Source organism: Nocardia sp. NPDC050717, assembly GCF_040654275.1.
Lineage (GTDB): Bacteria > Actinomycetota > Actinomycetes > Mycobacteriales > Mycobacteriaceae > Nocardia.
In genome coordinates this window covers 268,893-291,906 of record NZ_JBFAHR010000003.1, presented here as the reverse complement: position 1 = coordinate 291,906, position 23,014 = coordinate 268,893, and the positions used below count along the sequence as shown (strand labels likewise).

Annotated in this window: 19 protein-coding genes; 12 read left to right on the top strand and 7 right to left on the bottom strand. The window is 68.7% G+C overall.

What is annotated here, in order from left to right; all coding sequences use genetic code 11:
- Positions 1 to 271: 271 nt before the first annotated feature.
- From AB0H56_RS09765 to AB0H56_RS09745, 5 genes are all read left to right on the top strand, one after another.
- The gene (locus AB0H56_RS09765; RefSeq protein ID WP_357159843.1) at positions 272 to 1,276 is read left to right on the top strand and encodes a helix-turn-helix domain-containing protein; all 1,005 of its coding nucleotides are present in this window, start codon (positions 272 to 274) and stop codon (positions 1,274 to 1,276) included.
- Between the two features lie 12 nt (positions 1,277 to 1,288).
- Complete coding sequence (locus AB0H56_RS09760; RefSeq protein ID WP_357159840.1) at positions 1,289 to 2,230, top strand: AraC family transcriptional regulator; 942 nt, start codon at positions 1,289 to 1,291, stop codon at positions 2,228 to 2,230.
- A gap of 148 nt (positions 2,231 to 2,378) precedes the next feature.
- Positions 2,379 to 3,299: a nitrilase-related carbon-nitrogen hydrolase gene (locus tag AB0H56_RS09755; protein ID WP_357159837.1), complete on the top strand. Its 921-nt coding sequence runs from the start codon at positions 2,379 to 2,381 to the stop codon at positions 3,297 to 3,299.
- A gap of 140 nt (positions 3,300 to 3,439) precedes the next feature.
- The gene (locus tag AB0H56_RS09750; protein WP_357159834.1) at positions 3,440 to 4,405 is read left to right on the top strand and encodes a helix-turn-helix domain-containing protein; all 966 of its coding nucleotides are present in this window, start codon (positions 3,440 to 3,442) and stop codon (positions 4,403 to 4,405) included.
- Positions 4,406 to 4,511: 106 nt separating this feature from the next.
- The gene (locus tag AB0H56_RS09745) at positions 4,512 to 5,414 is read left to right on the top strand and encodes a nitrilase-related carbon-nitrogen hydrolase (protein ID WP_357159831.1); all 903 of its coding nucleotides are present in this window, start codon (positions 4,512 to 4,514) and stop codon (positions 5,412 to 5,414) included.
- Here AB0H56_RS09745 and AB0H56_RS09740 read toward each other — a convergent pair.
- Entirely contained in the window at positions 5,371 to 5,712 is a 342-nt protein-coding gene (locus tag AB0H56_RS09740) for a metal-sensitive transcriptional regulator (protein ID WP_110037130.1), read from the bottom strand. The two genes, AB0H56_RS09745 and AB0H56_RS09740, sit on opposite strands and share 44 nt — an antisense overlap.
- A 148-nt stretch (positions 5,713 to 5,860) precedes the next feature.
- Between AB0H56_RS09740 and AB0H56_RS09735 the strand changes: the two genes are divergently transcribed.
- Complete coding sequence (locus AB0H56_RS09735) at positions 5,861 to 6,670, top strand: S-methyl-5'-thioadenosine phosphorylase (protein WP_357159827.1); 810 nt, start codon at positions 5,861 to 5,863, stop codon at positions 6,668 to 6,670.
- Here AB0H56_RS09735 and AB0H56_RS09730 read toward each other — a convergent pair whose 3' ends face one another.
- A complete protein-coding gene (locus AB0H56_RS09730; protein ID WP_357159824.1) occupies positions 6,671 to 7,657 on the bottom strand; it encodes a GAF domain-containing protein in 987 nt (328 codons plus the stop codon).
- A gap of 104 nt (positions 7,658 to 7,761) precedes the next feature.
- Here AB0H56_RS09730 and AB0H56_RS09725 point away from each other — a divergent pair, with 104 nt between their 5' ends.
- Complete coding sequence (locus tag AB0H56_RS09725) at positions 7,762 to 8,322, top strand: NAD(P)H-dependent oxidoreductase (RefSeq protein ID WP_357159821.1); 561 nt, start codon at positions 7,762 to 7,764, stop codon at positions 8,320 to 8,322.
- Between the two features lie 70 nt (positions 8,323 to 8,392).
- Here the strand turns inward: AB0H56_RS09725 and eccE are convergent, their stop codons facing one another.
- Positions 8,393 to 10,036, bottom strand: coding sequence for a type VII secretion protein EccE (eccE, locus tag AB0H56_RS09720; protein ID WP_357159818.1), 1,644 nt, complete (start codon positions 10,034 to 10,036; stop codon positions 8,393 to 8,395).
- 83 nt (positions 10,037 to 10,119) lie between these two features.
- Here eccE and eccB point away from each other — a divergent pair, with 83 nt between their 5' ends.
- On the top strand, positions 10,120 to 11,613 hold the full coding sequence (gene eccB, locus AB0H56_RS09715) for a type VII secretion protein EccB (RefSeq protein ID WP_357159815.1): 1,494 nt from the start codon (positions 10,120 to 10,122) through the stop codon (positions 11,611 to 11,613).
- Here the strand turns inward: eccB and AB0H56_RS09710 are convergent.
- From AB0H56_RS09710 to eccD, 3 genes are all read right to left on the bottom strand, one after another.
- Complete coding sequence (locus AB0H56_RS09710) at positions 11,610 to 12,362, bottom strand: potassium channel family protein (protein ID WP_357159812.1); 753 nt, start codon at positions 12,360 to 12,362, stop codon at positions 11,610 to 11,612. The genes eccB and AB0H56_RS09710 overlap by 4 nt on opposite strands.
- 90 nt (positions 12,363 to 12,452) lie before the next feature.
- Positions 12,453 to 13,853, bottom strand: coding sequence for a type VII secretion-associated serine protease mycosin (mycP, locus tag AB0H56_RS09705; RefSeq protein WP_357159810.1), 1,401 nt, complete (start codon positions 13,851 to 13,853; stop codon positions 12,453 to 12,455).
- Positions 13,850 to 15,316, bottom strand: a complete 1,467-nt coding sequence (gene eccD, locus AB0H56_RS09700) for a type VII secretion integral membrane protein EccD (protein WP_357159807.1) — start codon at positions 15,314 to 15,316, stop codon at positions 13,850 to 13,852. The genes mycP and eccD overlap by 4 nt, the downstream gene beginning before the upstream one ends.
- Before the next feature lie 180 nt (positions 15,317 to 15,496).
- Here eccD and eccCa point away from each other — a divergent pair, with 180 nt between their 5' ends.
- The 4 genes from eccCa (at position 15,497) to AB0H56_RS09680 (ending at position 21,765) form a co-directional block, all read left to right on the top strand.
- Positions 15,497 to 19,531, top strand: coding sequence for a type VII secretion protein EccCa (gene eccCa, locus AB0H56_RS09695; RefSeq protein ID WP_357159804.1), 4,035 nt, complete (start codon positions 15,497 to 15,499; stop codon positions 19,529 to 19,531).
- A complete protein-coding gene (locus tag AB0H56_RS09690) occupies positions 19,513 to 20,982 on the top strand; it encodes a type VII secretion-associated protein (protein ID WP_357159801.1) in 1,470 nt (489 codons plus the stop codon). The genes eccCa and AB0H56_RS09690 overlap by 19 nt, the downstream gene beginning before the upstream one ends.
- Positions 20,983 to 21,104: 122 nt before the next feature.
- Complete coding sequence (locus tag AB0H56_RS09685; protein WP_357159798.1) at positions 21,105 to 21,416, top strand: WXG100 family type VII secretion target; 312 nt, start codon at positions 21,105 to 21,107, stop codon at positions 21,414 to 21,416.
- Between the two features lie 46 nt (positions 21,417 to 21,462).
- On the top strand, positions 21,463 to 21,765 hold the full coding sequence (locus AB0H56_RS09680) for a WXG100 family type VII secretion target (protein WP_357159795.1): 303 nt from the start codon (positions 21,463 to 21,465) through the stop codon (positions 21,763 to 21,765).
- Positions 21,766 to 21,827: 62 nt separating this feature from the next.
- Here the strand turns inward: AB0H56_RS09680 and AB0H56_RS09675 are convergent, their stop codons facing one another.
- Positions 21,828 to 23,012 (bottom strand): hypothetical protein, encoded by a 1,185-nt coding sequence (locus AB0H56_RS09675; RefSeq protein WP_357159792.1) that lies wholly within the window; start codon positions 23,010 to 23,012, stop codon positions 21,828 to 21,830.
- Between the last annotated feature and the right edge of the window lie 2 nt (positions 23,013 to 23,014).

Sequence of the window (23,014 nt, the reverse complement as noted above, 5' to 3'; positions counted from 1 at the left end):
AATCGCCGAGCCGTTCGCCGAGCGCCGACGACTGCCCGTGCGCGGGCCCGATGCCTGGTGAGGAGTATCACAACTGCCGATCCGCGCCGGGTGTCGAATCACCGCCGGAAGCTGGGCCGAGTTGAATATTCAAGGTATCCGGAAAGGGTTCGGTGTGCCGGATTCGCTGGCGATACCACCGGGAATCTGGCAGTGTCGAACCCCAAGTAAGAGGCGATACCTCGGACGCCCGGGGTTTGCTGGTCGACAGCAGGAAAGCGGGGTGGGTGGCGTGACATCGTCGGATCCGCTCGTCGAGCTGACATTGCGGGACGGCCCCGAATTGCGGGACGGCGAGGCTTTCGCGCAGTGGGAATCGCTACTTTCCGAAAGTTATGTTCCGTTGGCGGTGGAGCCGGCGCCGGATCCGTCGTTCCACGGACGGATCGTGCGCGGCAGTCTGCCCGGCTTCGAATTGTCGACGGTGGGCGCCAGCGCGCAACGCATCCGGCGTACCCGGCGCGGCATCGCCGGCACCGACGGCGAGTTCCTGTTCGTCAGTATTCTCACCGACGGATTCGGCCGGCTGCACCAGGACGGCCGCATCGCGGTGGTGCGCCCGGGCGACATGGTCTTCTACGACACCACCCGCACCTACCACTGGGATCTCGAGGGCGCCTGGGAACAGGTCGTGGCCAGGGTCCCGCTCGCCCTGCTCGACGAATACCTCGCACTCGACCGCGCCGCGCTGCCCACCGCGACCACCGTGTCCGCCGACAGCCCCGGCGGCGTGGTGGCCACCTTCCTGCGCGACCTGGCCAGAATCCACCAGAGTGCTCCCGGCCAGGCCACCGTGCTCGCCGACAACGGGGTGCGGCTGCTGGCCTCGGCGATCACCCTCGCAGGCGGCGCGCGTCCGAGCGGTGAGTCCGCGCAGGCACTCACCCGTGAGCAGGTGCTCGCGTACATGCGCGCGCACTGCACCGACCCCGGCCTGACGGTCGACATGATCGCCCGTGCGTGCCTGACCTCGCGACGCAGCCTCTACCGGCTGTTCGACGATCCGGGGGAGGGCCTCAGCGCGGTACTGCGGCGCATGCGGGTCGAACGCGCCCGCGGCATGCTGGTCTTCGACACGGAACGGTCGACCGCCGCGGTCGCGCACGCCGCGGGCTTCGCCTCCGAACGGCACTTCTTCCGCGCCTTCCGGGTCGAGACCGGGATGACTCCGGGTGAATACCGGGTGGCCGCCGCCACCGCACCAGAGCGCGGCGAGATCAGCCGCCACACGGCATGAACGGCGGCCGTGATGTCTCGTCATAGCACGGTCAGCGTCCGCACCGGCCCCTACCAGCCGTCTCAGCGGGTGATCGAACGCTGGGAATCGCTGATGTGCGAGACCTACATCCCCCTGGCGGTGACTCCGCACACCGCCGAGCGGTTCGGCGGCCGCATCACCGCGACGGAGTTCGACGGCCTGCTGGTCACCTCGGTCCAGGCGGCCGCGCAGACCGTGCGCCGGACCCCGCGCCTGATCAGCGGCGCCACGGACCGCTACATCCTGGCCAGCATCTACGCGGGTGGTCGCGGGATCATGCACCAGGACGGCCGCAGCGCCCATGTCGAGGCAGGCAGCATGGTGTTCTACGACAGCGCGAGGCCGTACCTGTGGGAGATCGACGAGGAGTTCGACAAGGTCGTCGTGCAGGTGCCGATCGCGGCGCTGGAGGCCGTCGGCGCTCCCGTCGGCCGGATTCCCTCGGCGATCGCGCTCGGTCCCGACCATCCGGCCGCCGCGGTCGGCTCCTACTTCCGCGGCCTGGCGCGGGTGCAGCGCACCGATCCCGCGGTGGCCGAGGAGCTGGCCACCCACGGTGTCGGAATGATGGCGTCGGCGCTGTCGCTCGCGGCCGGGTCGCTGCCGCGGGGTTCGAGCGCCGACGAACTCACCCGCGCCAGGATCATCGCGTTCATGCGGCGCCGATTCGCCGACGCCGATCTCACCGTCGACGCGGTCGCGCACCGCTTCGCCATCTCGCGGCGGACCCTCTACCGTTTGTTCGAGGGCGAGGAGAGTCCGGCCCGCCGATTGCTGACAATGCGACTCGAACATGCCTGTCACCTTCTGCGGGACGGTGGAATGCGAATCGAGGAAGTGGCGGCGGCAGCCGGATTCACGGCGGAACGCCAGTTCTATCGGGTCTTTCGCGCGGAATTCGGGATGGCTCCGGGAGAATTCCGCGCCGGGTGAAGTATTGCGACAGGCCGTTCGCTGTGGAATAGCCGCCCGGTTTGGCACGGACGGTCAGTGGCCTGGCACGCCATGACAGTTTGTGTCGTCGCGAACTGCGAGAGAGTGAATCGAGCACTTTTCACGGATTGAGCGACAAGGGGAACAGATGTCTGGTCGCGTACGCGTAGCCGCGGTGCAAGCAGAGCCGAAGTGGTTGAATCTCGCGGCGGGGGTCGAACAGGCCATCGAGCTGATCGAAGCGGCGGCCGACGGGGGCGCGCACCTGGTCGCCTTTCCCGAGACCTTCCTGCCCGGCTTCCCGTGGTGGATGTGGCTCAACTCCGTCGACTGGGGTGAGGAGTTCCTCGCGCGCTACCTGGCCAACGCGTTGACCGCCGAGGGTCCCGAACTGCGCGCCATCGCCTATGCCGCGCGACGCAGGGGTATCCACGTCTCGATCGGCTTCGCCGAGCGGTCGGGGCGCGAGGTGTACATGTCGCAGGCGATCGTCGACGCCGACGGCGAGATCTCGATCGCCCGCAAAGGCGAGCCGACCGGTCTCGAACGCACCGTGTTCCGCGGGGCCGAGGACGAGAGCCTGCTGGTCCGCGACACCGCCCTCGGCCGGATCGGCGTCCTCGGCGGCGCCGACCACCTGCGTCCCGCGCTACGCGCCCGGCTGCAGGAGGAACGCGAACAGATCCACGTCGCCGCCTGGTCGGGCTTCACGGTGTACTACGGCGAGGGCAAGGAATGGGGCCCGGAACTCAACACCTCGGCCAGCGTGCGCTACGCGATGGACGGCGCGACCTACGTGCTCGCGCCCGTCGCCGTGGTGCCGGTGGCGGGCTGGGAGGTCGTCGACGCGCGACTGCCGGACCGTCGCCTGCTGCGCGGTGGCGGCGGGGTCACCCGGATCTTCGGCCCCGGCGGCCTGGAGCTCGCGCCGCCGCTGGACGAAGGTGTCGAGGGCCTGCTGTTCGCCGATCTCGATCTCAGCCGTACGGTCCGGCCCGCATCGAAGCGCGGCTCCGAATGCCGGACGCCGGGCGGTCGGATCGCGCGGCGGGAGCCCGCCCGTGCCTGAGCCGAAAGAGGCTTTCGTAGAGAGGAATTCGCTGGTTACGGGCAGATTTCCGGATTGAGCCGACCGGTTCGCGACGCTATTCTGAGCCGATGCCGTAGAGACGGCTACGCCAGATGTCGCGGGTCCGGAGGCTGACTGCCATGGCAATCGAACCGATGACGGTGGAACTCGCCTCGGCGACACCGAACAGTTCGGCGTTCGGTCGGTGGGAAGCGCTCATGCAACAGACCTACGTGCCGCTCGCCATCTCGCCCTATCCCGACCTGCCGTTCTACGGTCGGGTCGCCACCCGCCCGCTGGCCGGCGCCGACGACTGCCACCTCACCGCGCTCGCGGGCACGAATCACGAGTTCCGGCGTTCCAAGGCGCACATCGCGGACTCCGACGACCAGTACCTGCTGGCCGGTATCCAGCTCCGTGGTCGAGCCAGGCTGGATCAAGACGGCCGCTCGGTGCTGCTGCGGCCCGGCGAGATGACCTTCTTCGACACCTCGCGGCCGTACCGCTGGTCGGATGGCGCCTTGTTCGAGCAGGTGAACGTGCAGGTGCCGATCCGGTTGCTGCGTGAGCTGCCCGGCCTCGGTCAGCTGGCCTTCCCGACCGCGGTCGCCGTGTCCGCGTCCAGCGCCGCCGGCGTGGTCGCCGCCTATTTCCGCGGTCTTGCCCGAATCCAGGAGGAGGCCCCCGAACAGGCCGATGTCCTGGCCGCGGGCGCGGTCGAGCTCTTCGGTTCGGCGGTGCTGCTGGCCGCCGGGACGCAGCCGGTCGACTCTCCGGCCGACGCGCTGAGTCGCGAGCGCGTGCTGGTCTTCATGCGCAAGAACTTCACGAACCCGGAGCTGACGGCCGACGAGATCGCCCATGCCTGCCACGTCTCCCGCCGCACCCTGTTCCGGATCTTTCACAGCTCGGGCGACAGCCTCAACACCACCTTGCGCAAGATGCGCGTGGAACACGCCAAGGAGCTTCTGCTGCGGCACCGCTCACGCTCGCCCGCAGCCGTCGCCTTCGGCTCGGGTTTCGCCTCGGAGCGGCACTTCTACCGGGTGTTCCTCACCGAGACCGGGATGACGCCCGGCGAGTACCGGCAGAACCGCGCCGGCTGAGCCTGGCACGGATTGTCAGCGATCTGGCACCGACGGACTGAGTCGGACGGGTTCGCCTGGGCGACACTGGTTCTCAGCGAGTGGTTGAGTACGAGGAGCGGTCACCATGGCGGATCGAATTCGGGTGGCGGCCGTGCAGGCCGAGCCCGCGTGGTTACAGCTCGCCCTCGGCATCGAGCAGACGATCGGCCTCATCGAGGACGCGGCCGAGGGCGGCGCCGCGCTGGTGGCGTTCCCGGAAACCTTCCTGCCCGGCTATCCCTGGTGGCTGTGGCTGAACGCGGTCGACTGGGGTTCGGAGTTCCGGGGCCGCTATCTCGCGAACGCGATGACCAGGGACGGCGCCGAGATGCGCGCGATCGCGCACGCGGCGCGGCGGACCGGGATGTGGGTGGCGCTCGGGTTCGCCGAACGCGCGGGCGCCGAGCTGTTCATGACCCAGGCGCTGGTGAGCCCGGCGGGACGGATGGAGTTCGCGCGCAAGGCGCGGCCGACGGCGCTGGAGCGCGAGGTGTTCGCGGCCGGGAGCGAACCGCCGGTGGTGTACGACACGGAGCTGGGGCGGATCGGCATGCTGGCGGGTGCCGATCACCTGTGCCCGCGGCGGCGGGTGGACCTGTGGTGGGAGCAGATACACATCGCCGCGTGGTCGGGGTTCACGGTCTATCACGAGGACGACGGCGCCGGCGTGACGGCTGTGAACAGCACCGTCAGCGCGGACTACGCCCGCGCGAGCGGGGCGGTCGTCGTCGCCCCGACGGCGCTGGTTCCGATGACCGGGTGGGAGGTGGTGGACGCGCGCTCGCCGGAGTACCGGCTGCTCAGCGGCGGCGGCGGGGTCGCGCGCGTCCTCGGGCCCGACGGGCGCGACCTGGTCGAGCCGCTCCCGGCGGGGAGTGCGGGGGTGTTGATCGCCGAGGTCGAGCTCGCACCGGCGCCCGTCCCCGGCGATCAGGTCGCCGAGCTCAGGAGCGGACCAGCCGGGCGATCGCGTCGGTCGCCTCTTTGATCTTGGCCTCGGCTTCCGGGCCGCCGGCCACGGCCGCGTCGACCACGCAGTGCGAGATGTGGTCCTCGAGCAGGCCCATCGCCACGGCCTGCAGTGCCTTGGTCATCGCGGAGACCTGGGTGAGGATGTCGATGCAGTACTTCTCTTCTTCGACCATCCGCTGCAGGCCGCGGGCCTGGCCCTCGATGCGGCGCAGGCGCTTGAGGTAGTCGTCCTTGGCGGTGATGTAGCCGTGGCCCGCGTGGTCGTGGCCCGCGTGCTCGTCGCCGGGTGCGGTGTCGGGGGTGGGTGCTGTCACCGAAGTTCTCCTCGCCGGGCCGGATGCTCGCCCGTGGGCGAGCTGATACCCCCCTAGGGTACAGTTTCCGGCCGGAATTGTCAGATGGGTGGCCGCGGGCCGGGTCCCGGTGATGCGCGAGACCTGGCCGGACGGAACAATCAATCCTATGAGTTCGCTTCCCCGGCCCGCACTCGCCGTCATCGGCGGCAGTGGCTTCTATGACTTCTTCGACGACGACGCCACCCACGTCGAGGTCGACACGCCGTACGGCGCGCCGAGCGCGCCCATCGCGGTCGGCGCGGTCGAGGGGCGCGCCGTCGCGTTCCTGCCCCGGCACGGCAAGCAGCACGAGTTCGCCCCGCACACCCTGCCCTACCAGGCCAACATGTGGGCGCTGCGCTCGCTCGGCGTGCGCCGGGTGTTCGCGCCGTGCGCCGTGGGCAGCCTGCGCGCCGACTGGGGTCCCGGCACGGTCGCGGTGCCCGATCAGCTGGTCGACCGCACCTCGGGCAGGCCGCAAACCTACTTCGACGGCGGCGGCATCCACGTGTCCTTCGCCGACCCGTACTGCGACGAACTGCGCACGGCCGCGGTGAAGTCGGCCGGTGCCGACCTGCGCGTCGAGGATTCCGGCACGATGGTCGTGGTGCAGGGGCCGCGCTTCTCGACAAGGGCCGAGAGCCGCTGGTTCGCCGGGCAGGGCTGGGACCTGGTCAACATGACCGGCCACCCCGAGGCCGTGCTCGCCCGTGAACTCGAAATGTGCTACTCCGCAGTCGCTCTCGTCACCGACCTGGACGCTGGTCTGGAAGAGGGCGACGGTGTGCACGCGGTGGACGTGTTCGCCGAGTTCAAGAAGAACCTCGGTCCGTTCAAGGAGCTGATGCGGCGCGCGGTCGCCGCGGTCGACGGCGAGGACACCTGCGAGCGCTGCCGGGTGCACGCAGGCGTCTCGCTGCCGTTCGAACTGCCCTGATCAGCCCGGTGGCGTGACCTGCAGCTGGGCCAGCACGAACAGCGGCGCCGCGTCGGCCTCGGCCCCGGCGGGCAACGGCGTCAGCTCGACGTCGGCGACCAGCCACCCGTCGGTCTCGGTCGCGAGCCGGACCCCGGCCAGGTCGGCGCGGGCGGCGCCGGCCAGGATCTGCGCGCGAGCCGCCGCGATCCTGGCCCGGTCGTCGGGATGTGGGATCAACCGATCGTCGATCCCGCGCCAGCGCAGGCCGGGCACCGGCTCGGTGACCCACCTGACCTGCCTGGCCTGCGCGGTGTCCAGGATGCACAGGTACAGCCCCGGCTGACTGTCGCGCAGCAGCTCCAGCGTCGCCGCCTCGAACGACTTGGCTTGCGGGGCAACGGTGTCGGTGACGTCGACGGCGAGCCCCCGCCACGCGAACCGCCGGTCGGCCGCCCCGTTTCGGGCGGCCACCAGCAGCGATCGGGGGCCGATCGCGGAGTGCACCGTCGGCACGCCCGACCACCGGCTCTCCGGTTCCGACCGGTTCAGGATGGCGACGATCTCGAGGGCGCGATCGAATCGCTCGATCCGCTGAAAGGGTTCCGCCCCGCTGTATTCCACCGGCGCGGTGCCGAAATGTGGCCCCAGCCCGGCCGGACGGCTGTGCACGACCCTGGCCTTGGCGTCCACCAGGAACGCGCCGACGCCGAGCTCCGTGGTGGGCGCGCCTTCACCGACCCAGAGCTTCACCCCGTGCGGGCGCGCGCCGGGCCACAGCACGGGCTCGGCGCGAAAGCGGTGCTCCGACCAAGGGTTACGGGATTTCGGCAGAACCCGGTCGACGGGTTGGCCCGTGCCGTGGGCGGCCTCGATCAGCGGCCGCAGCGCGGCGGGGACGGCCCGCTCGTACGACGCCCACTCCCGCGGCGTCGTCCCGGCGGTCAGCATCGACCACGTGCCCGGGGCACCCAGCGTCTCCACCAGTTGCCACCGTCCGATGATCACCCGTGCTGCCCCTTTCACTGTCGTCCCACCTGCGGAAATCTCGTCCATCGTGCCCGATCGCCCGCGCGCGGCCTGGGCGGGGTCGCGGTGGCTAGGCTCGGGACATGGACACACCGCTGCGGTTGGAGATCATCGTCGCCAGCACCCGGCCCGAGCGGTTCGCGCCGGTGGTGGCCGACTGGTTTCGCGGAATGGTCGCGGCGCGGCCGGAATTCGAGGTCGGCGTGCTCGACCTGCGCGAACTCACTCTGCCGGTGGAACTCGTCGAGACGCCCGAGGTCGACGCGTTCCGGGCCCGCTTGGCCGCGGCCGACGCGTTCGCCGTCGTCACCTCCGAGTACAACCACGGCTATCCGGCCTCGCTGAAGACCGCGCTCGACAGCGCCAAACACGAATGGCGCGCCAAGCCGATCGGCTTCGTCTCCTACGGCGGACTCTCGGGCGGATTGCGCGCGGTCGAACAGCTGCGGCAGGTGGTCGCCGAACTGCACATGGTCTCGGTGCGGGAATCGGTGAGCTTCGCCCAGGCCAAACGCCGATTCGACGCCGAGGGCGCGACCGACGACAAGGCGGCCGTCGACGCCTGCGGCCGGATGCTCGGCCAATTGGCCTGGTGGGGAAGGACTCTGCGCGCCGCCCGCACCACCGACCCCTACCCGGGCTGACAGAACAGGCTGTGCTTTCCCGCGCCTGGCCGGGCGGCTTCCGTGGTCACCCGCTCCAGCCGCTGACCGGTCAGGCGTTGGCCATCGAACGCTGGCCGCGCGGCTGACCGATGTAGGTCGCCTCACGCGGGATGGACACCAGGGTGAGATTGACCCTGGTGGTGCCGGTGCGCAGCACCACCCGGTTGCCGATCGCGCCCGGCTGGAAGATCTCCAGGTCGGGACGGGAGGCGGGCCAGCCGTTCGGATCGCCGGTCAGATAGATGGTCGTGACACCGGCGTGCGGCGCCGGGGCCAGCACGCCGTCGACCACGGTCGCGGTGAATCCCGCGTCGGACTGGTGTGTTTCGACCGCGATGGTCAGCCGCTCCGGGTTGCCGACGGTGTTCACCAATTGCTCCCAGGCGTGCGCCCGATCGGTGCGGACGAGCACGCGTTCACCGACCGCCAGCGCGCGGAACACCAGCTGCTGGGCCAGGTACAGCTCGCCCGCCACATACACCGAGGAGATGCCCGCGCCGATGATGCGGGCCGCGACGCCGTTGCCTTCGTCGTCGGAGCCGAGCAGCTGACCGCACCCCGCCGAGGGCAGGTGCAGCGCGCCGATGACATCGATCGGGTACTCGGTGGTGGGAACGGTGTCGTCCAGGCCGGGCACCGCGATCGGCAGGTGCGCGAGCAGCGCGTCACGATGACGGCCGTTCATCGACACCATGCCCTTGGTGCTGCTCTTCTCCGGCAGCTCACGGGCGGTCAGCCGCCATGCGGCGCCCACACTCACCGATTCGGCGTCGCTGCCGGGCCGCAGCCGCACCGCGACCGTGGTGCCGCGCGACGGCGCGACCCACAGCTGCGCGAGCAGGTCGGAACCAAGCTGCTTGGGGTCGACCGCGCTGCCGATGTTGACCGAGTTGCCGATCTCGGCGAACTTCCACCGCTGGGTCAGCGTGCGCGGATCGAGCCCGGCGGTGATCTGCTGGACGGCCTTGCGGATCTCGGGGGCGGTGAGGATGCGCGCGCTGCAGTCGGCGTCCTCGAGCGTGCGCATGATGCGCTGGGTCGCGATGGTGACCGCGCGCGAGGCGCCCTCGGTGCCGCCGCCGCGGCGTTCGGTCGCATCGGGACACTGCACCGCGTCGAAGCTGATCGCCAGCCAGACCGTGCGGTGCGCGGTGGCGGGCAGCGGCCCGAGCAGCGACTCGTAGATCGCGCCCGCGGGCGTGCCAGAGCGGCTGCGGTGGCCGTGGCTGATGATGTCGATGCCGCTGAGCAGGATGTCGTGCTGATTGAGGCAGGCGGCGAGCTCGGGCAGGGGGAGCAGGTGGGAGGCGTGGACGGCGGTGCGGGCGATTCTGGTCAGCCCGCCCTTCGGCGGCAGCACCTCGACGACGGTGACCACCCGGCTGCCGTCCCAGTACAGGCCGAGTGAACGGCCGTCGGTGTCACGGAAGTCGACGGTGTCGCCGAGGGTGTATTCGCGCTTGCCCGAGTAGCGGCGGATCGTGCCGAGCCAGTCGAGGATCGTGCGCTTGCCGATCGGGATCAACGGAATCAGGGCCACCACGACGGCGACGCCGAGCGCGGGCAGCGGCCCGAGCCCGACCACCAGCACGATCAGGCCCGCGAGCAGTCCGAGCACCTGCGCGATGAGCAGCTGCGGCAACGTGACACGACCGAACAGCGGACGCGGACCGGCACCGGTGAACTCGGCCATTGGTTCCTCCCCCGAATGTGAACAAGTGCTGCGGGGAACTGTACTGTGTTGCCCGGACGAGAGCACTGTTCGGGGGAGGAACCATGCCTTCAAAACCCACTACGCGCTGGCAGGTCAGCGGTTACCGCTTCCTGGTGCGGCGGATGGAGCACGCCCTGGTGCGCCGCGACGTGCGCATGCTGCACGATCCGATGCGCGCCCAGACCCGTGCCTACGCGGTCGGTTTGGTCCTCGGCCTGGTCGTTCTCGCCGGTTGCGGCATCCTCGCGCTGCTGCGCCCGCAGGACAAGATCGGTGACAACAAGATCCTCATCGGCAAGGAATCCGGCGGCGTCTACGTCGTCATCGAGAACGTCGTCCACCCCGCCCTCAACCTCGCCTCGGCCCGGCTGGCCGCCGGCGAAGCGGCCAAGGCGGTCATCGTCAAGGAATCCGAGCTCGGCAAGAAGCCGCGCGGCCAGCTGATCGGTATTCCCGGCGCCCCCTCCTCGATCATGTACGACAAGGACGGCAAGGGCCGCCCGTGGTCGGTGTGCGACCAGCTCAAGTCCGACGGCACCGCGAACCTGACCACCTCCGTTCTGGCAGGCGACCTCGATCTCGGCGCCAAGGCGTCGGCGATGGAGGACGGCAAGGCCATGCTCGTCAAGGGCAAGGACTCGACCTACCTCGTCTACGAGAACAAGCGCGCCAGGGTGAAGACGGACGACGCCCCGGTGATCCAGGCGCTCGGCATCGGCGGCGTGACCCCGCGCCCGATCAGCGAGGGCCTGCTCAACGCCATCCCCGAGGTGCTCCCGATCGAGACGCCCCGCATCGACAACCCCGGCGGGACACCGACATACAACGTCAGCGGTCATCGGATCGGTGACGTGGTCCAGGTCTTCAACGAGCCCAACCAGAACTACGTGGTGCTCCAGGACGGACTGCAGCCGGTCTCCGCGCTGACCGCGCAGATCATCCGCAACTTCTATCCGACGGTCATGAACGGCACCACGATCCAGTCGACCGACCGCACCTACGCGCCGACCGTGCGGAATCCGCTGAAGGTGCAGGACTACCCGGCCGACCGGCCGACGCTGATCGCGGCGAAGGACAAGTCGGTCAGCTGCATCACCTGGAAGCCGATCGCCGGCGCCATGGACAACACCGACGCCACCGCCCGCGCCGAGCTGGACGTGCTTGTCGGCATCGACCTGCCGATCCCGGACAAGGCCAAGCTGGTGAACCTGGCTCAGGCCGACGCGGCGGGCCCGAACGCCGACACCGTCTACATCCCGCCCGCCACCGGCGCCTACGTACAGACCACCGGCATCGAGGTCGACAGCCGTCGCAAGGACAGCCTCTTCTACATCGCCGACACCGGCGTGCGCTTCGGCATCAAGAACGCCGACGCGGTCAAGGCGCTCGGCCTGGAGAACGTGAAGGCCGAACCGGCGCCGTGGCCGATCGTCGGCCTGCTCGCCGGCGGCCCGAGCCTGGGCCGCGAGGACGCGATGGTCGCCCACGACGGCATCTCGCCCGATCCCTCGCCCGCCAAACAGCCTGTCGCGACGGTCAACCCGGCCGCCAACTAGCCGGGCGGCTCCTGCGCGCGGGCCCGCAGCTCGGCGACCTCGGCGCGCAGGGAACGGACCTCGTCGACCAGTTCGGAGAGGGTGCGCTCGGTGCGATCGGCGGCGTCGTCGACGGTCTTGAGCTGCTCGACGACCCAGCTGGTCATGGTGCCGATGGCGAAGGAGATCAGGCCGATGCCGAGCGTCATCAGGACCAGGGAGACCAGCCTTCCCTCGGTGGTCACAGGGTAGACGTCGCCGTAGCCGACGGTCGTCACCGAGACCGCCGACCACCACAGGGCGTCGCCGAAGGTCTTGATCTTGCTCTCGGGCGCGCCGTACTCGGCGTCGAAGAACGCCAGGCTGGACAGCAACAGGATCAGCAGCGAGCTCGTCGCCACGAAGCTCACCAGGCGGGTCCGCGGTTTCGTCGCGCGGTTGAGCGAGTCGAGCAGCAACAGGGCCGCGCGTACCAGTCGCAGCGGCCGGAACGGCGGCACCAGCACCACCAGCAGGTCGAGCGGGTGTTTGCGCACGAAGCGGAGCCGATCGGTGGACAACCGCAGCCGCACGGCGAAATCGACGGCGAAGATCGCCCAGATGGCGATGTCGGCCCACACCAGCGCCGCGTCGAGGTGCGGTGAGACATCGGTGTCGAGCACCCGCCAGGCGTAGAGGACGAGAAACACCACGGCCAGCGCCATCAGCGGCAGGTTGGTCGCGCGTTCCCAGCGCTGTCTGCGCGTCAGGGGCGCTTCGCTCGAGTCCATGCTGCTACCTGTGTCGACGGGGATGCGCTCGGTGCGCAGGACGACGGTACCGCGTGGACCTGCGCGGCACCGTCGTTCACCGGTGCGGTGTCAGACGTCTTCCCGCACGCCCATCCGGCGCCGCATCGGGAACGAGGCCAGCATGCCGAGCACGAACAGCAGCCCGACCACGCCCGCGCCGATCAGCGACACGTTCCTGGCGGTGTTGTCCGGGGCGGGCGCCGGGGCTGGCACCGCCAGCTGCACCTGCGCGGCGGGCGACGGCCGCTTCGGCGGCAGCGACCCCGTCACCTCGGCGGTGAGCGCGGCCATCGGATCGACGCTGCCGTACCCGATGTACTGGTTCCAGCCCTCGGCGGGCGCGTGCGCCGTCGCCTGCACCCGCTTCATCACTTCCTTGGCGCTGAGCTCGGGGAACCTGGCGCGCACCAGCGCGACCACCCCGGAGACCAGCGGCGTCGCGAAACTGGTTCCGCTGATCGGGCTCGTCTGGCCCTGCTGGTTGACCGTGCCGATCGCCGTCCCCGCGCCGCGCGGGTTCAGCGAGACCATGTTCTCGCCCGGCGCGGCGACGCTGAGCCACGGCCCGGCGACGGTGAACTTCGACGGCGCGCCGTTGGCATCGATCGAGCCGACCGCGAGCACGTAGTCGTCCCAGCGGGCCGGGCTCACGTTCATCTCGGTCTTCGACCACGGATCGGCGGTGGGATCCAGCGGATCGATCACGGTGTTGGCGGTCTTGCAGGTATCCGAATTACCCGCCGCGACAACGGGAACCGCGTTCTTCACCTCGACGGCGTACTGCAGCGCCGCGCCCACCGCGCTGTCGTTGACACCCTTGTTGGTGCCACACCAGACCTCCGAGACGTTGATGACCGAGGCGCCCATGTCGGCGGCCCGCCGGATCGCCGAGGCCATCGTCGCCAGGTTGCCGTAGCCGTCGGGCAGATCCTCGGGCGCCTTGTTCCGGTTGGCGCCTTCCTTCTGATACATCTTGCTGGTCTGGCGGATGGTCAGGATCTGTGCCTCGGGCGCGACCCCGGAGAAGCCCTGCCCGTCGACCTTTGTCGCGGCGATCAGCCCGGCGACGAAGGTGCCGTGCGCGTCGCAATCGTCGGCGCCGTCACCGGAGTTCGCGACGAAGTCGCCGCCGGCGATCATGTCCGGCAGCCGGTCGTTCCTGGTCACGCCGGTATCGATGACGGCGACCAATTGCCCCGCGCCACGGGAGAACTCCCACGCGCGCTCCAGCCCGAGCGAGCGCTGCGCCTCCGGGATGGCGGGCCCGTCACCGCCGGTGGACACCGTGGTGCACACCGCGTTCGAGCCGACCTCGGTCTTCTCCGGCGGTGCGGCCGGGTCGCCGGCGGGCAGGTTCGCCGGATCGGCCGCGGGCGGCCGATCGGCCGAGGCGGGCGCGGCGCCCAACCCGAACGACACACCGACACCGAGCGCCACGGCCGCCGCCGCGACGCGCAGGCTCGCGTTCACAGCCCGCGGACGAGGGAGTAGAGCTCGGCGACCCAGAACACCAGCGGCAGCACCGCGGCGACGAACCCGTATTCGAGCAGCTCGACCGCACGGCGCATCGGCGGGGTGGCCGACTGGTTCGGCACGATCAGACCGATCACCAGCGCGGCGATCAGGATGGCCAGCGCGGCGCCGAAAACCACCAGCGGCTGGCGCATTTCGAGCGAGACACCGATCAGCATCAGCAGCACGATCGACGCGCCGCCCGCGATCAGCACGACGGCTTGCTCGGCCCCCGCGTAGGTCCGGCTGCGGAACATCAGGACGACGGCGCAGACCAGCGCCAGCGCGATGCCGGGCCAGTACGGGTCGTCCGCGCCCGCGTCGACCGCGAGCAGCGCGCCGACGACGGTGACCAGCGTGGTCGCGGTGACCAGGCCGGCGAGGTAGTTGCGTGCCCGTTCCGACCTGGCCCGCAGCGCGTCCAGGGTCGGCAGCGCGCGGTGATCGTCCGGGTCGTCCTCGGTCGGGTCGATCGGCGTGCCGGGGGAGGGGACCGGCGGCAACGGCAGCTTGGCCAGCAGCATCGAGACGCGCGGCGAGAGCGAGAGCCCGGCCAGCCCGAGGGCGGCGACACCGGCGCCGATGGCCTTGAGCGGCTGCTCGGTGAGCAGCCCGACCAGCGCGGCCGGGATGGCGAACACCGAGGCCGTCGCCGCGCCGATGAACAGCGCGAGCCCCACGCCGGTGACGCGCCACGCGAGAACCGCGGTGGCACCGAAGAGCGTGGCGCCGAGCAGCAGGTGCGCCCAGCTGTAATGGTCGGGCACGAGCAGCATGCCCGCGGTGAAGGCGGTCGGCAGCGCGCAGCCGCCGAGGACCAGCGCCGCCGCGGTGTCGCCGTACATCCGGCTGAGCACGGTGCCCGCGACCACGCACAGGATCGCGACCAGCAGCGCGAGCGAGCCGGTCACCCAGAACGGCAGCGCGTCCGGCGCGGCGAGCAGACCGAAGCAGCCGACCAGCATGGTGACCGCGGCGAGCACCGAACCGGTGACGCGCGCCGTCTTCGGCGTCCAGCTGCGGTAGTGCTCGGCGTCGGCGATCGCGACGTTGTACATGATGTCGTCGAACAGCGGCGTCGGCGCGGTGTGTGAGGCGCTCTCGAGCATGAGCAGTTCGCCGTCGCGCACGCCGTGCTCGCCGAGGCTGAGCGAGTTGGAGAACGGGGGATGGCCGATCCGGGCGAGCACCCACTCGGCGGGCTCGTAGCGTTCGCCGTCGTTGTCGAAATCGTTGGACCGGCTGTGCTGAGCGACCATGTCGACGACGCTGGGGATGACGAGAGCGACCGGAACATCCACCGGAATCGCCATGTCGACCTGCGTGTGCTTGGCCAGAATCGTCACCCGGGCAAGGTCCGGTGCGCGAACGATGCCGCGCGCGGAATCCTCTTCCAGATGATCGAGTCGCGCGTGCGTCAAAACTCCCCCAACTCCGTCTCTACCTCGTGTTTCCGCTCGACCCCTCGGGCGATCGACAGTTTGCGGAACTCACCGTTCGGACAGCAGAATGCCTGACGAACCATACGACATGTCGGCCGCGACCTCTACACTGAGCCCGTCGCGTGGACAGCGAGTTGTCAAGCAGGGGGAGTCTCGACCATGAGCACAGTCCGGTTCCAGCGCCGTGCCCGGCGCGAGATGCCGCGTACGCCCGGTGGCGAGGTGACGCTGCAGCCGCCGCCCGAGATCCCCAGGATCACGCCGGGCAACCTGCTCATGAAGCTGATGCCCGTCGTCATGGTGGTCGGCATGGTCGGCATGATGGCGCTGATGTTCACCCAGGGCAGCGGCATGCTGTCCAACCCCATGTCAATGATGTTCCCGATGATGATGATCATGTCGATGGTCACCATGTTCGGCCAGGGCAACGGCAAGGGCGCCAAGGCGGCCGAGGCCAACGAGGATCGCAAGGACTACCTCCGCTACCTCGACCAGGTCCGCAAGGACGTCGACGACACCGCCAAGCAGCAGCGGGCCGCCGTCGAGTGGAGCCACCCCGAGCCCGGCCTGATCTGGATGCTGGCGGGCACCAGCCGCATGTGGGAGCGCCGCTCCGGCGACAAGGACTTCTGCCACGCGCGCATCGGCCTCGGCGGTCAGCGCCTGGCCACCCGGCTGGTCGCCCCCGAGACCGGCCCGGTGGAAGAACTCGAACCCATCGCCGCGGTGTCCCTGCGCCGCTTCGTCCGCGCCCACTCCACCGTCCCCGACCTGCCCACCGCCATCGCCGTGAAGGGCTTCGGCACCATCGCACTCGACGGCGACCGCGCCCAGGCGCGCGACATGACCCGCGCGATGTTGTTGCAGCTGTGCATGTTCCAGGCACCCGACCAGGTGCTGATCGCCGTCGTCTGCGGCCCCGACACCGCGCGCGAATGGGAATGGACCAAGTGGCTGCCGCACACCCAGCATCCCGAGGTCTCCGACGGCATCGGCACCCAGCGCATGTTCTACGGCTCCATCCGCGAGGCGCTGAGCAGCCTGCACCCGCTGCTCGGCAACCGCGTGCGCTACTCGCGTAACCAGCCGAACAACCCGAACCTGGTGCACGTGGTCATCGTCGTCGACGGTGGCCTGCTCGAAGCCGAGGACGACCAGCTCCGCGAGTCCGGCTACGAGGGCGTCACCATCATCGACCTCTGCAATTACGCTCCGCGCCTTGCTGTTTCGCGCGGCATCAAGATGGTCGTCGAAGACGGCGAATGCCTCGGCCGCGGCGCCACCGGTAATCAGGAACGCTTCGCCACCATCGACCGCGTCAGCGCCGAGCAGGCCCAGCAGGCCGCCCGCCGCCTCGCGCCGTTCCGCGCGGCGACCCAGCGCAGCAGCGACGTGGAGACCGACGACAACGAGGCCATCTCCACCTGGTCGCAGCTGATGTCACTCGGCGACATCGGCAACTTCAACCCGGCCAGCGCCTGGCGCCCGCGCTACGGCCGCGAGCGCCTGCGCGTGCCCTTCGGTGTCGGCGCCGACGGCAACCCGGTCGAACTCGACATCAAGGAAGCCGCCGAGAACGGCATGGGCCCGCACGGCCTGTGCATCGGCGCCACCGGTTCCGGTAAGTCCGAGTTCCTGCGCACCCTGGTGCTCAGCCTGCTCGCCACCCACTCGCCCGACCAGCTGAACCTGGTCCTGGTCGACTTCAAGGGTGGTGCCACCTTCCTCGGCCTCGACGGCGTCCCGCACGTCGCCGCGGTCATCACCAACCTGGAAGAGGAAGCCGACCTCGTCGACCGTATGAAGGACGCGCTGGCAGGCGAGATGAACCGCCGCCAGGAAGTCCTGCGCCAGGCGGGCAACTTCGCCAACGTCTCCGAATACGAGAAGGCCCGCGCCGCGGGCGCCGACCTCGACCCGCTGCCTGCGCTGTTCGTCGTCCTCGACGAGTTCTCCGAACTCCTCACCCAGCACCCCGATTTCGCGGAACTGTTCGTGATGATCGGCCGCCTCGGCCGCTCGCTGCACGTCCACCTCCTGCTCGCCTCCCAGCGCCTGGAAGAAGGCAAGCTCAAGGGCCTCGAATCCCACCTGTCCTACCGCATCGGCCTGAAAACCTTCTCCGCCAACGAATCCCGCCAGGTCCTCGGCGTCCCCGACGCCTACAACCTCCCGAATTCCCCCGGCGGCGGCTACCTCAAGGCCGACTCCGGCGAGATCCAGCGCTTCCAGGCCTCCTACGTCTCCGGCCCCTACGTCGGCGGCGGCCCCCAGCGCGAGGTCACCAGCGCGGGCATCGTCGGCGGCGAAATCGACGTCAACGCCCGCCCCTTCCACGCCACCCACGTCGAGTTCCGCACGTCGGACCGGGTACCGGTGCCGGTGGAGTCGAGTTATGAGCCGGAGCCGACGAGCGACGACGGCGAGCAGATGTCGAACCTCAACATGCTGGTCGCTCGCATCCAGGGCCACGGCCGTCCCGCACACGAGATCTGGTTGCCGCCGCTTGACGAGGCCCCCACTCTCGATCAGCTGCTCCCACGTTCGATCATCACCGGCGACTACCCCGCGGCCGCCTCGCTCCGGGCGCCGATCGGCATCGTCGACCGTCCTTACGACCAGCGCCGGGACCCGATGATGGTCGACCTTTCCGGTGCCCGCGGCAACGTGGCCATCGTCGGTGGCCCGCAGTCCGGAAAATCGACGGCTCTGCGTTCGCTCGTGATGGCGATGTCCTTGTCGCACACCGCCGAACAGGTGCAGTTCTACTGCCTGGACTTCGGTGGCGGTACGCTCGCCAGCCTCGAAGGGCTGCCACACGTCGGTTCGGTCGCCAGCCGGCTCGACCCAGACAAGGTGCGCCGCACCGTCGCCGAGATGACCACGCTTGTCCGGCAGCGTGAGAAGCGCTTCCATCAGCTCGGCATCGAGTCCATGGTCGAGTACCGGCGCCTGCGCGCGATGGATCCGAACAGCAGCCCGGCCGCGGCTGGTGCGCACGCCGATCCGTACGGTGACGCTTTCCTCGTCATCGATGGGTTCGGCACCATTCGCCAGGATTACGAGGCGCTCGAGCAGCAGATCATGAACCTTGCGCTGCAGGGCCTTTCGTACGGTGTGCACATCGTCATCGCACTGTCGAGGTGGATGGAGGCCCGTCCGGCACTCAAGGATCAGATCGGCACACGTATCGAGCTGCGCCTCGGTGACCCGATGGACTCCGACATCGGCCGCAAGTTCGCCTCGCTCGTGCCGCAGGGGCGCCCTGGCCGCGGCATCACGCCTGACGCGCTCCACATGCTGATGGCCCTGCCGCGTGTCGACGGCAACTCCGATCCGCTCGACCTGAGCAGCGGCGTCGCTCACGCGGTGGAGCTGATCGCCCAGCGCACCCCGGGTCGCACGGCGCCTGGCACCCGGACCTTGCCGGAGCTGCTCGAGCGTCCTGCGCTGCTGCAGGCTATGAACAACTGGCCGATGGGCTTGGACCCGTCGCGGCCGAATCTTCAGGTGCCCATCGGTGTCAACGAGTCCGAGCTGGCGCCCGCCATGCTCAACCTGGCGGATACCCCGCACTTCCTGGTCTTCGGTGACAGCGAATGCGGAAAGACCGCGTTGCTCCGGGGCATCTGTCAGGGGCTGGTCGAGTCGAACACCCCGCAGCAGGCAAAGATCATTCTCGGCGACTACCGGCGAACTCTGTTGGGCACGATCGAGACCGACCACCTGGCCGGGTACGCACCGTCGTCGGAAGTGCTCACACCGTTCGTTCAGCAGGTAGTGGGGATCTTGAAGTCCCGAATGCCGGGCGCGGACATCACGCAGCAGGAGCTTCGTGCCCGCTCCTGGTGGACGGGACCGGAGCTGTATCTCATCGTCGACGATTACGACCTGGTCGTGACGTCGTCGGGTAACCCCCTCTCGCCCCTGGTCGAGTTCATTCCGCACGCCAAGGACATCGGTTTCCACCTCATCATCGCCCGTCGATCCGGTGGCGCGTCTCGTGCGCTCTACGAGCCCGTCGTGTCGCGTATGCGCGATGTCGGTTGCATCGGCCTCGTGATGAGCGGTAGCCGCGATGAAGGCCAGTTGTTCGGCACGGTGCGCGCCAGCGCGATGCCGCCGGGCCGGGGGACCCTGGTCACCAGGAACGCGATCGATCTGGTGCAGCTGGCATGGTCACCGGCCTTGTGACCGACATCGACGTGGTGGTCAGCGAGTCGCGCGTGCTCGCGCGGACCGCTGCCAGGCACGCGGATGTGGTTCCCACGGTGATGCCCGTGCGGGACGGGATCGTGGTCGGTGCGCCGGTCGGCCCGATGCAGCCCGCGATCTCCGCATTCGCGATGTCGGAATCCGCCTGGATCGGATTCGAACCGCAACCGATATCGACGGTCGCTGCCACCGATGCCGTGGTCGACCATGTCGTCGCCGACCTGTCGCCGGCGATGTCGTGCGCGAGTGTCGTTGTCGCACACCCAAGTTCGTGGACAACCGCGCAGCAAGCAAATGTCGCCCGTTCGTTCGCCCGGCATGCAGGCTCCGTCGTCTTGGAATCGATAGCCGTTCGCGTCGCGAGATCACGGCAGTCGTTCGCCACGTCTGAGCTCATCGCTGTCGTCGAGATCGAGTCGCTGGGTGTGACGGTCACCGCTGTGAATCGATCCAGAGACCAGATCGAAGTCACCGCACGCGAACTCGAGCCGACTCTGGGAGCGGGCGAGTGGAACGACGTCACGGTCGAACCGCTGACCGCGATGATCGGCAAAGTCCTCGATGGATACCGGCCGTCCTCGGTCATGCTCGTCGGCCCGCATGACGACCTGCTCCTGGACGGTGTCCGGCGGTTCGTGGCGGAGTCGTGGGCCGCCCAACCCGGGCCCCTCGTCCAGTCGGTGGCCTTCACGGGACTACTGCTCACGCCCTCCATCCGCGGTGACAGCCGTGCGCTCCAGCCTGTGCCGGAGGAGGATGTCAATTGGGTCGGTACGTTGCGTGAGCGAGCTGCTGCAACAGCACCTTCGCCCCGTGTCAGCGCGGCCAAAGTCGTTGCCGCGGCGGCAGTTGTGGTCGTCGCTCTCGCTGTCGGTGTCGTAGTGCTGGCGACGACTCGAGGCAGCGGTGCCGACGCCGCGACAACTGCCGCAGCAAGCTCCAGTTCGGCGCCGCCGGTGTCGCCCACGTCTGCAACGACAACCACGTCGACCTCGCGCACTGCCGCACCGCAGCAGCACACGATGGGCCGCGTCGCCTTCCACGTCCCCGCGGAGTGGCGTATTGCCGCCGGCAATACGTCGGAGCGAGCCGCGCTCGTTCCGCAGACAGCGACCCCGGGCCGGATTACTGTGACGTACAACACTGTTGCGGATCAGGCTGGATATGATGAAGTGCTAAGGGACATCACAGCGCGGATCGCCAACGCCGAGCCGGGAAGGTTCGGCGCCCCGGAACGTGATGTGGTGTTCGCTGGGCGCCGGGGGATCGGCTACCAAGAGTCTCCTGGCGACGGTTCCGTCGTCAGGTGGTACGTCCTGCTCGACCACGGCGTCCAGACCAACGTCGGTTGCCAATACGGTTCGGGAGGATGGGGGACTGTCAGCTCTGCGTGTGAGGAAGTGATGCGTACTATCGCGATCTCGCCGTAGGCACGGAAATTTCCTCCGAAATGATGGAACCGAACGCACCAACGGTGCGTCCAACAAAGATGAAGGGCTCAGATCGCCAGCAGGGGGGTCTGGTCCACCGTTGACCACGAAGGAGCCAGAAGATGGGTTTTAACGCAACTCCTGCGGAGATCCAGGCGTTCTCCACCAAGATGAAGGACAAGCACGACGCGATCCAGGGGATGATCACCCGCGCTGAGGGCCACGCCAACGACGTCAACAGCCCTGCCTTCCAGGGCGCCGCCGGTCAGGCCTTCCAGACCTCCATGCGGGAGTACCTGGACAACGCGTCCAAGCTGAACACCGCGCTGTTCGAGGCCTCCGACAAGGTTTCGCAGATCGCCGGCCTCATCACGGACGAGGAAGTTGACAACGCGTCGCAGATCGTCAAGGCCGGTCCGCAGCTCAACATCTAGTCCTCCCTCCGTCTTTCACTGACGCAGCAACTTCGAAAGGGTCACAATGACTGACATCGGCTCTATCAGGTACGACTTCGCCGCCATCAACGACGCGGGCTCCGGTCTGGAAGCTCAGGCGCAGAACATCACCACTGCCCTGCAGGACTACGAGAACGAGTTCCAGCGCTTCATCGAAGAGAACTGGTCCGAGGGTGAGGGCTCGACCGCCTTCGCGATCATGCAGACCAAGTGGCAGCAGCAGTCGATCGATCTGAACACCAGCCTGCAGAAGCTCGGTGCGACGACTCTGTCCGGCGCCGAGAACATGAAGGCGACCGACGCGCGGCTCGCTCAGATGCTCATGTGACAGCAGGGAGCCTGCTTAACGGGTGGGTCCGGCTGACGCCGGGCCCACCCGTTTTCGTGTGGTTACCCAGCCGTGGCGAGCAGCTTGTACTGCGCGGAAATCCGCTGCCGAAGGTCTCTCACTTCGAGTCCGGTGACAGAGGCGACGTATCTCCCCACCTGAACACGACAGACAGACTGCGAGCTCGTTTGGTTGTCAGGGTCTGCATCGGGGCTGTAGCAGCGCGCACCGGGCAAGTGGGGCGGAGGTTCGACCGCAACCCGGCCTGGGCGTTCGTCGATTTCCCGCTGGTATGCGGCGAACAGCCTTGCCGCGCTTGCGTCGTCGCGACTGCGAGCGACAATCGCCGCGTTCAAAGCGACATAGTCGACACCCGCATCGACAAGCGCCGCCGACATCGTGTCGTGCGGCGACATCATCGAGGTGGCGACATGCACGGGGTACACGGCGGCACCGCCACCCAGTGGCGTGGTCCACGGTACGGTCTTGCTGAGCAAGCCGTCGATATCCATCGGTAGCTGAGCGATTTCGCCCAAAGGAGTAGGCGAATAGGATCGAAGTTTCTCGAGCTGCTTCGCCAGGAATCGCTTGGCTATTTCTTTGTCATCGGCTGGACTGTACGGCCGACTGACCGGGTCGCGAATCGCGATGTGAAGGAGTATGTCTCCCTGGGTCATCCAGGTACGCAGGTAGCCGCCATTGGTGTCGGGAGTCGTGACCTTTGTGTAGGATTCCGGAAAATCGCCGAGGGGGAAGATGTCGCCAGGGGCGCGCTCCATCAGCGTCTGGGCCGCACGTTTAGCCAAGTCGGCGGTTTCGAAACGCAGTGTGAAGGTTTCGACTCCCCGTCCGGCATTCTCCAACGGCCGCCTGGTTGCCGCCATCCGCCAGCCGGCGACGAGCCCGGGGACCTCGGTGGTGAAAGCCTTGGCTTCTATGCCGGTGCCCCGAAAATATGGCGGCTCCGCCGTTGTCACGCGACTCCCGTGAACCTGCTGGGGAAAATAGGTGAATCGGGAATCGTATTCCAGCGGAAGTGGGGTCGCCGACCCGATTCTGATTGCCTCACGTGCAGCGCCGGAGGCCGGAGTCCGGACCGTTTCGACGTCGATCGGGACAGTTGGGTAACTACCGACATCTAGTGCTGCCAGGTCGACAGATGATTCAGAAGGTTCTTGATCGTTTCCACCGCACGCGGTGGCGAGGACGGCGAGTGTGGTGAGCGCGCCAATGAACAATTTCCGCATAG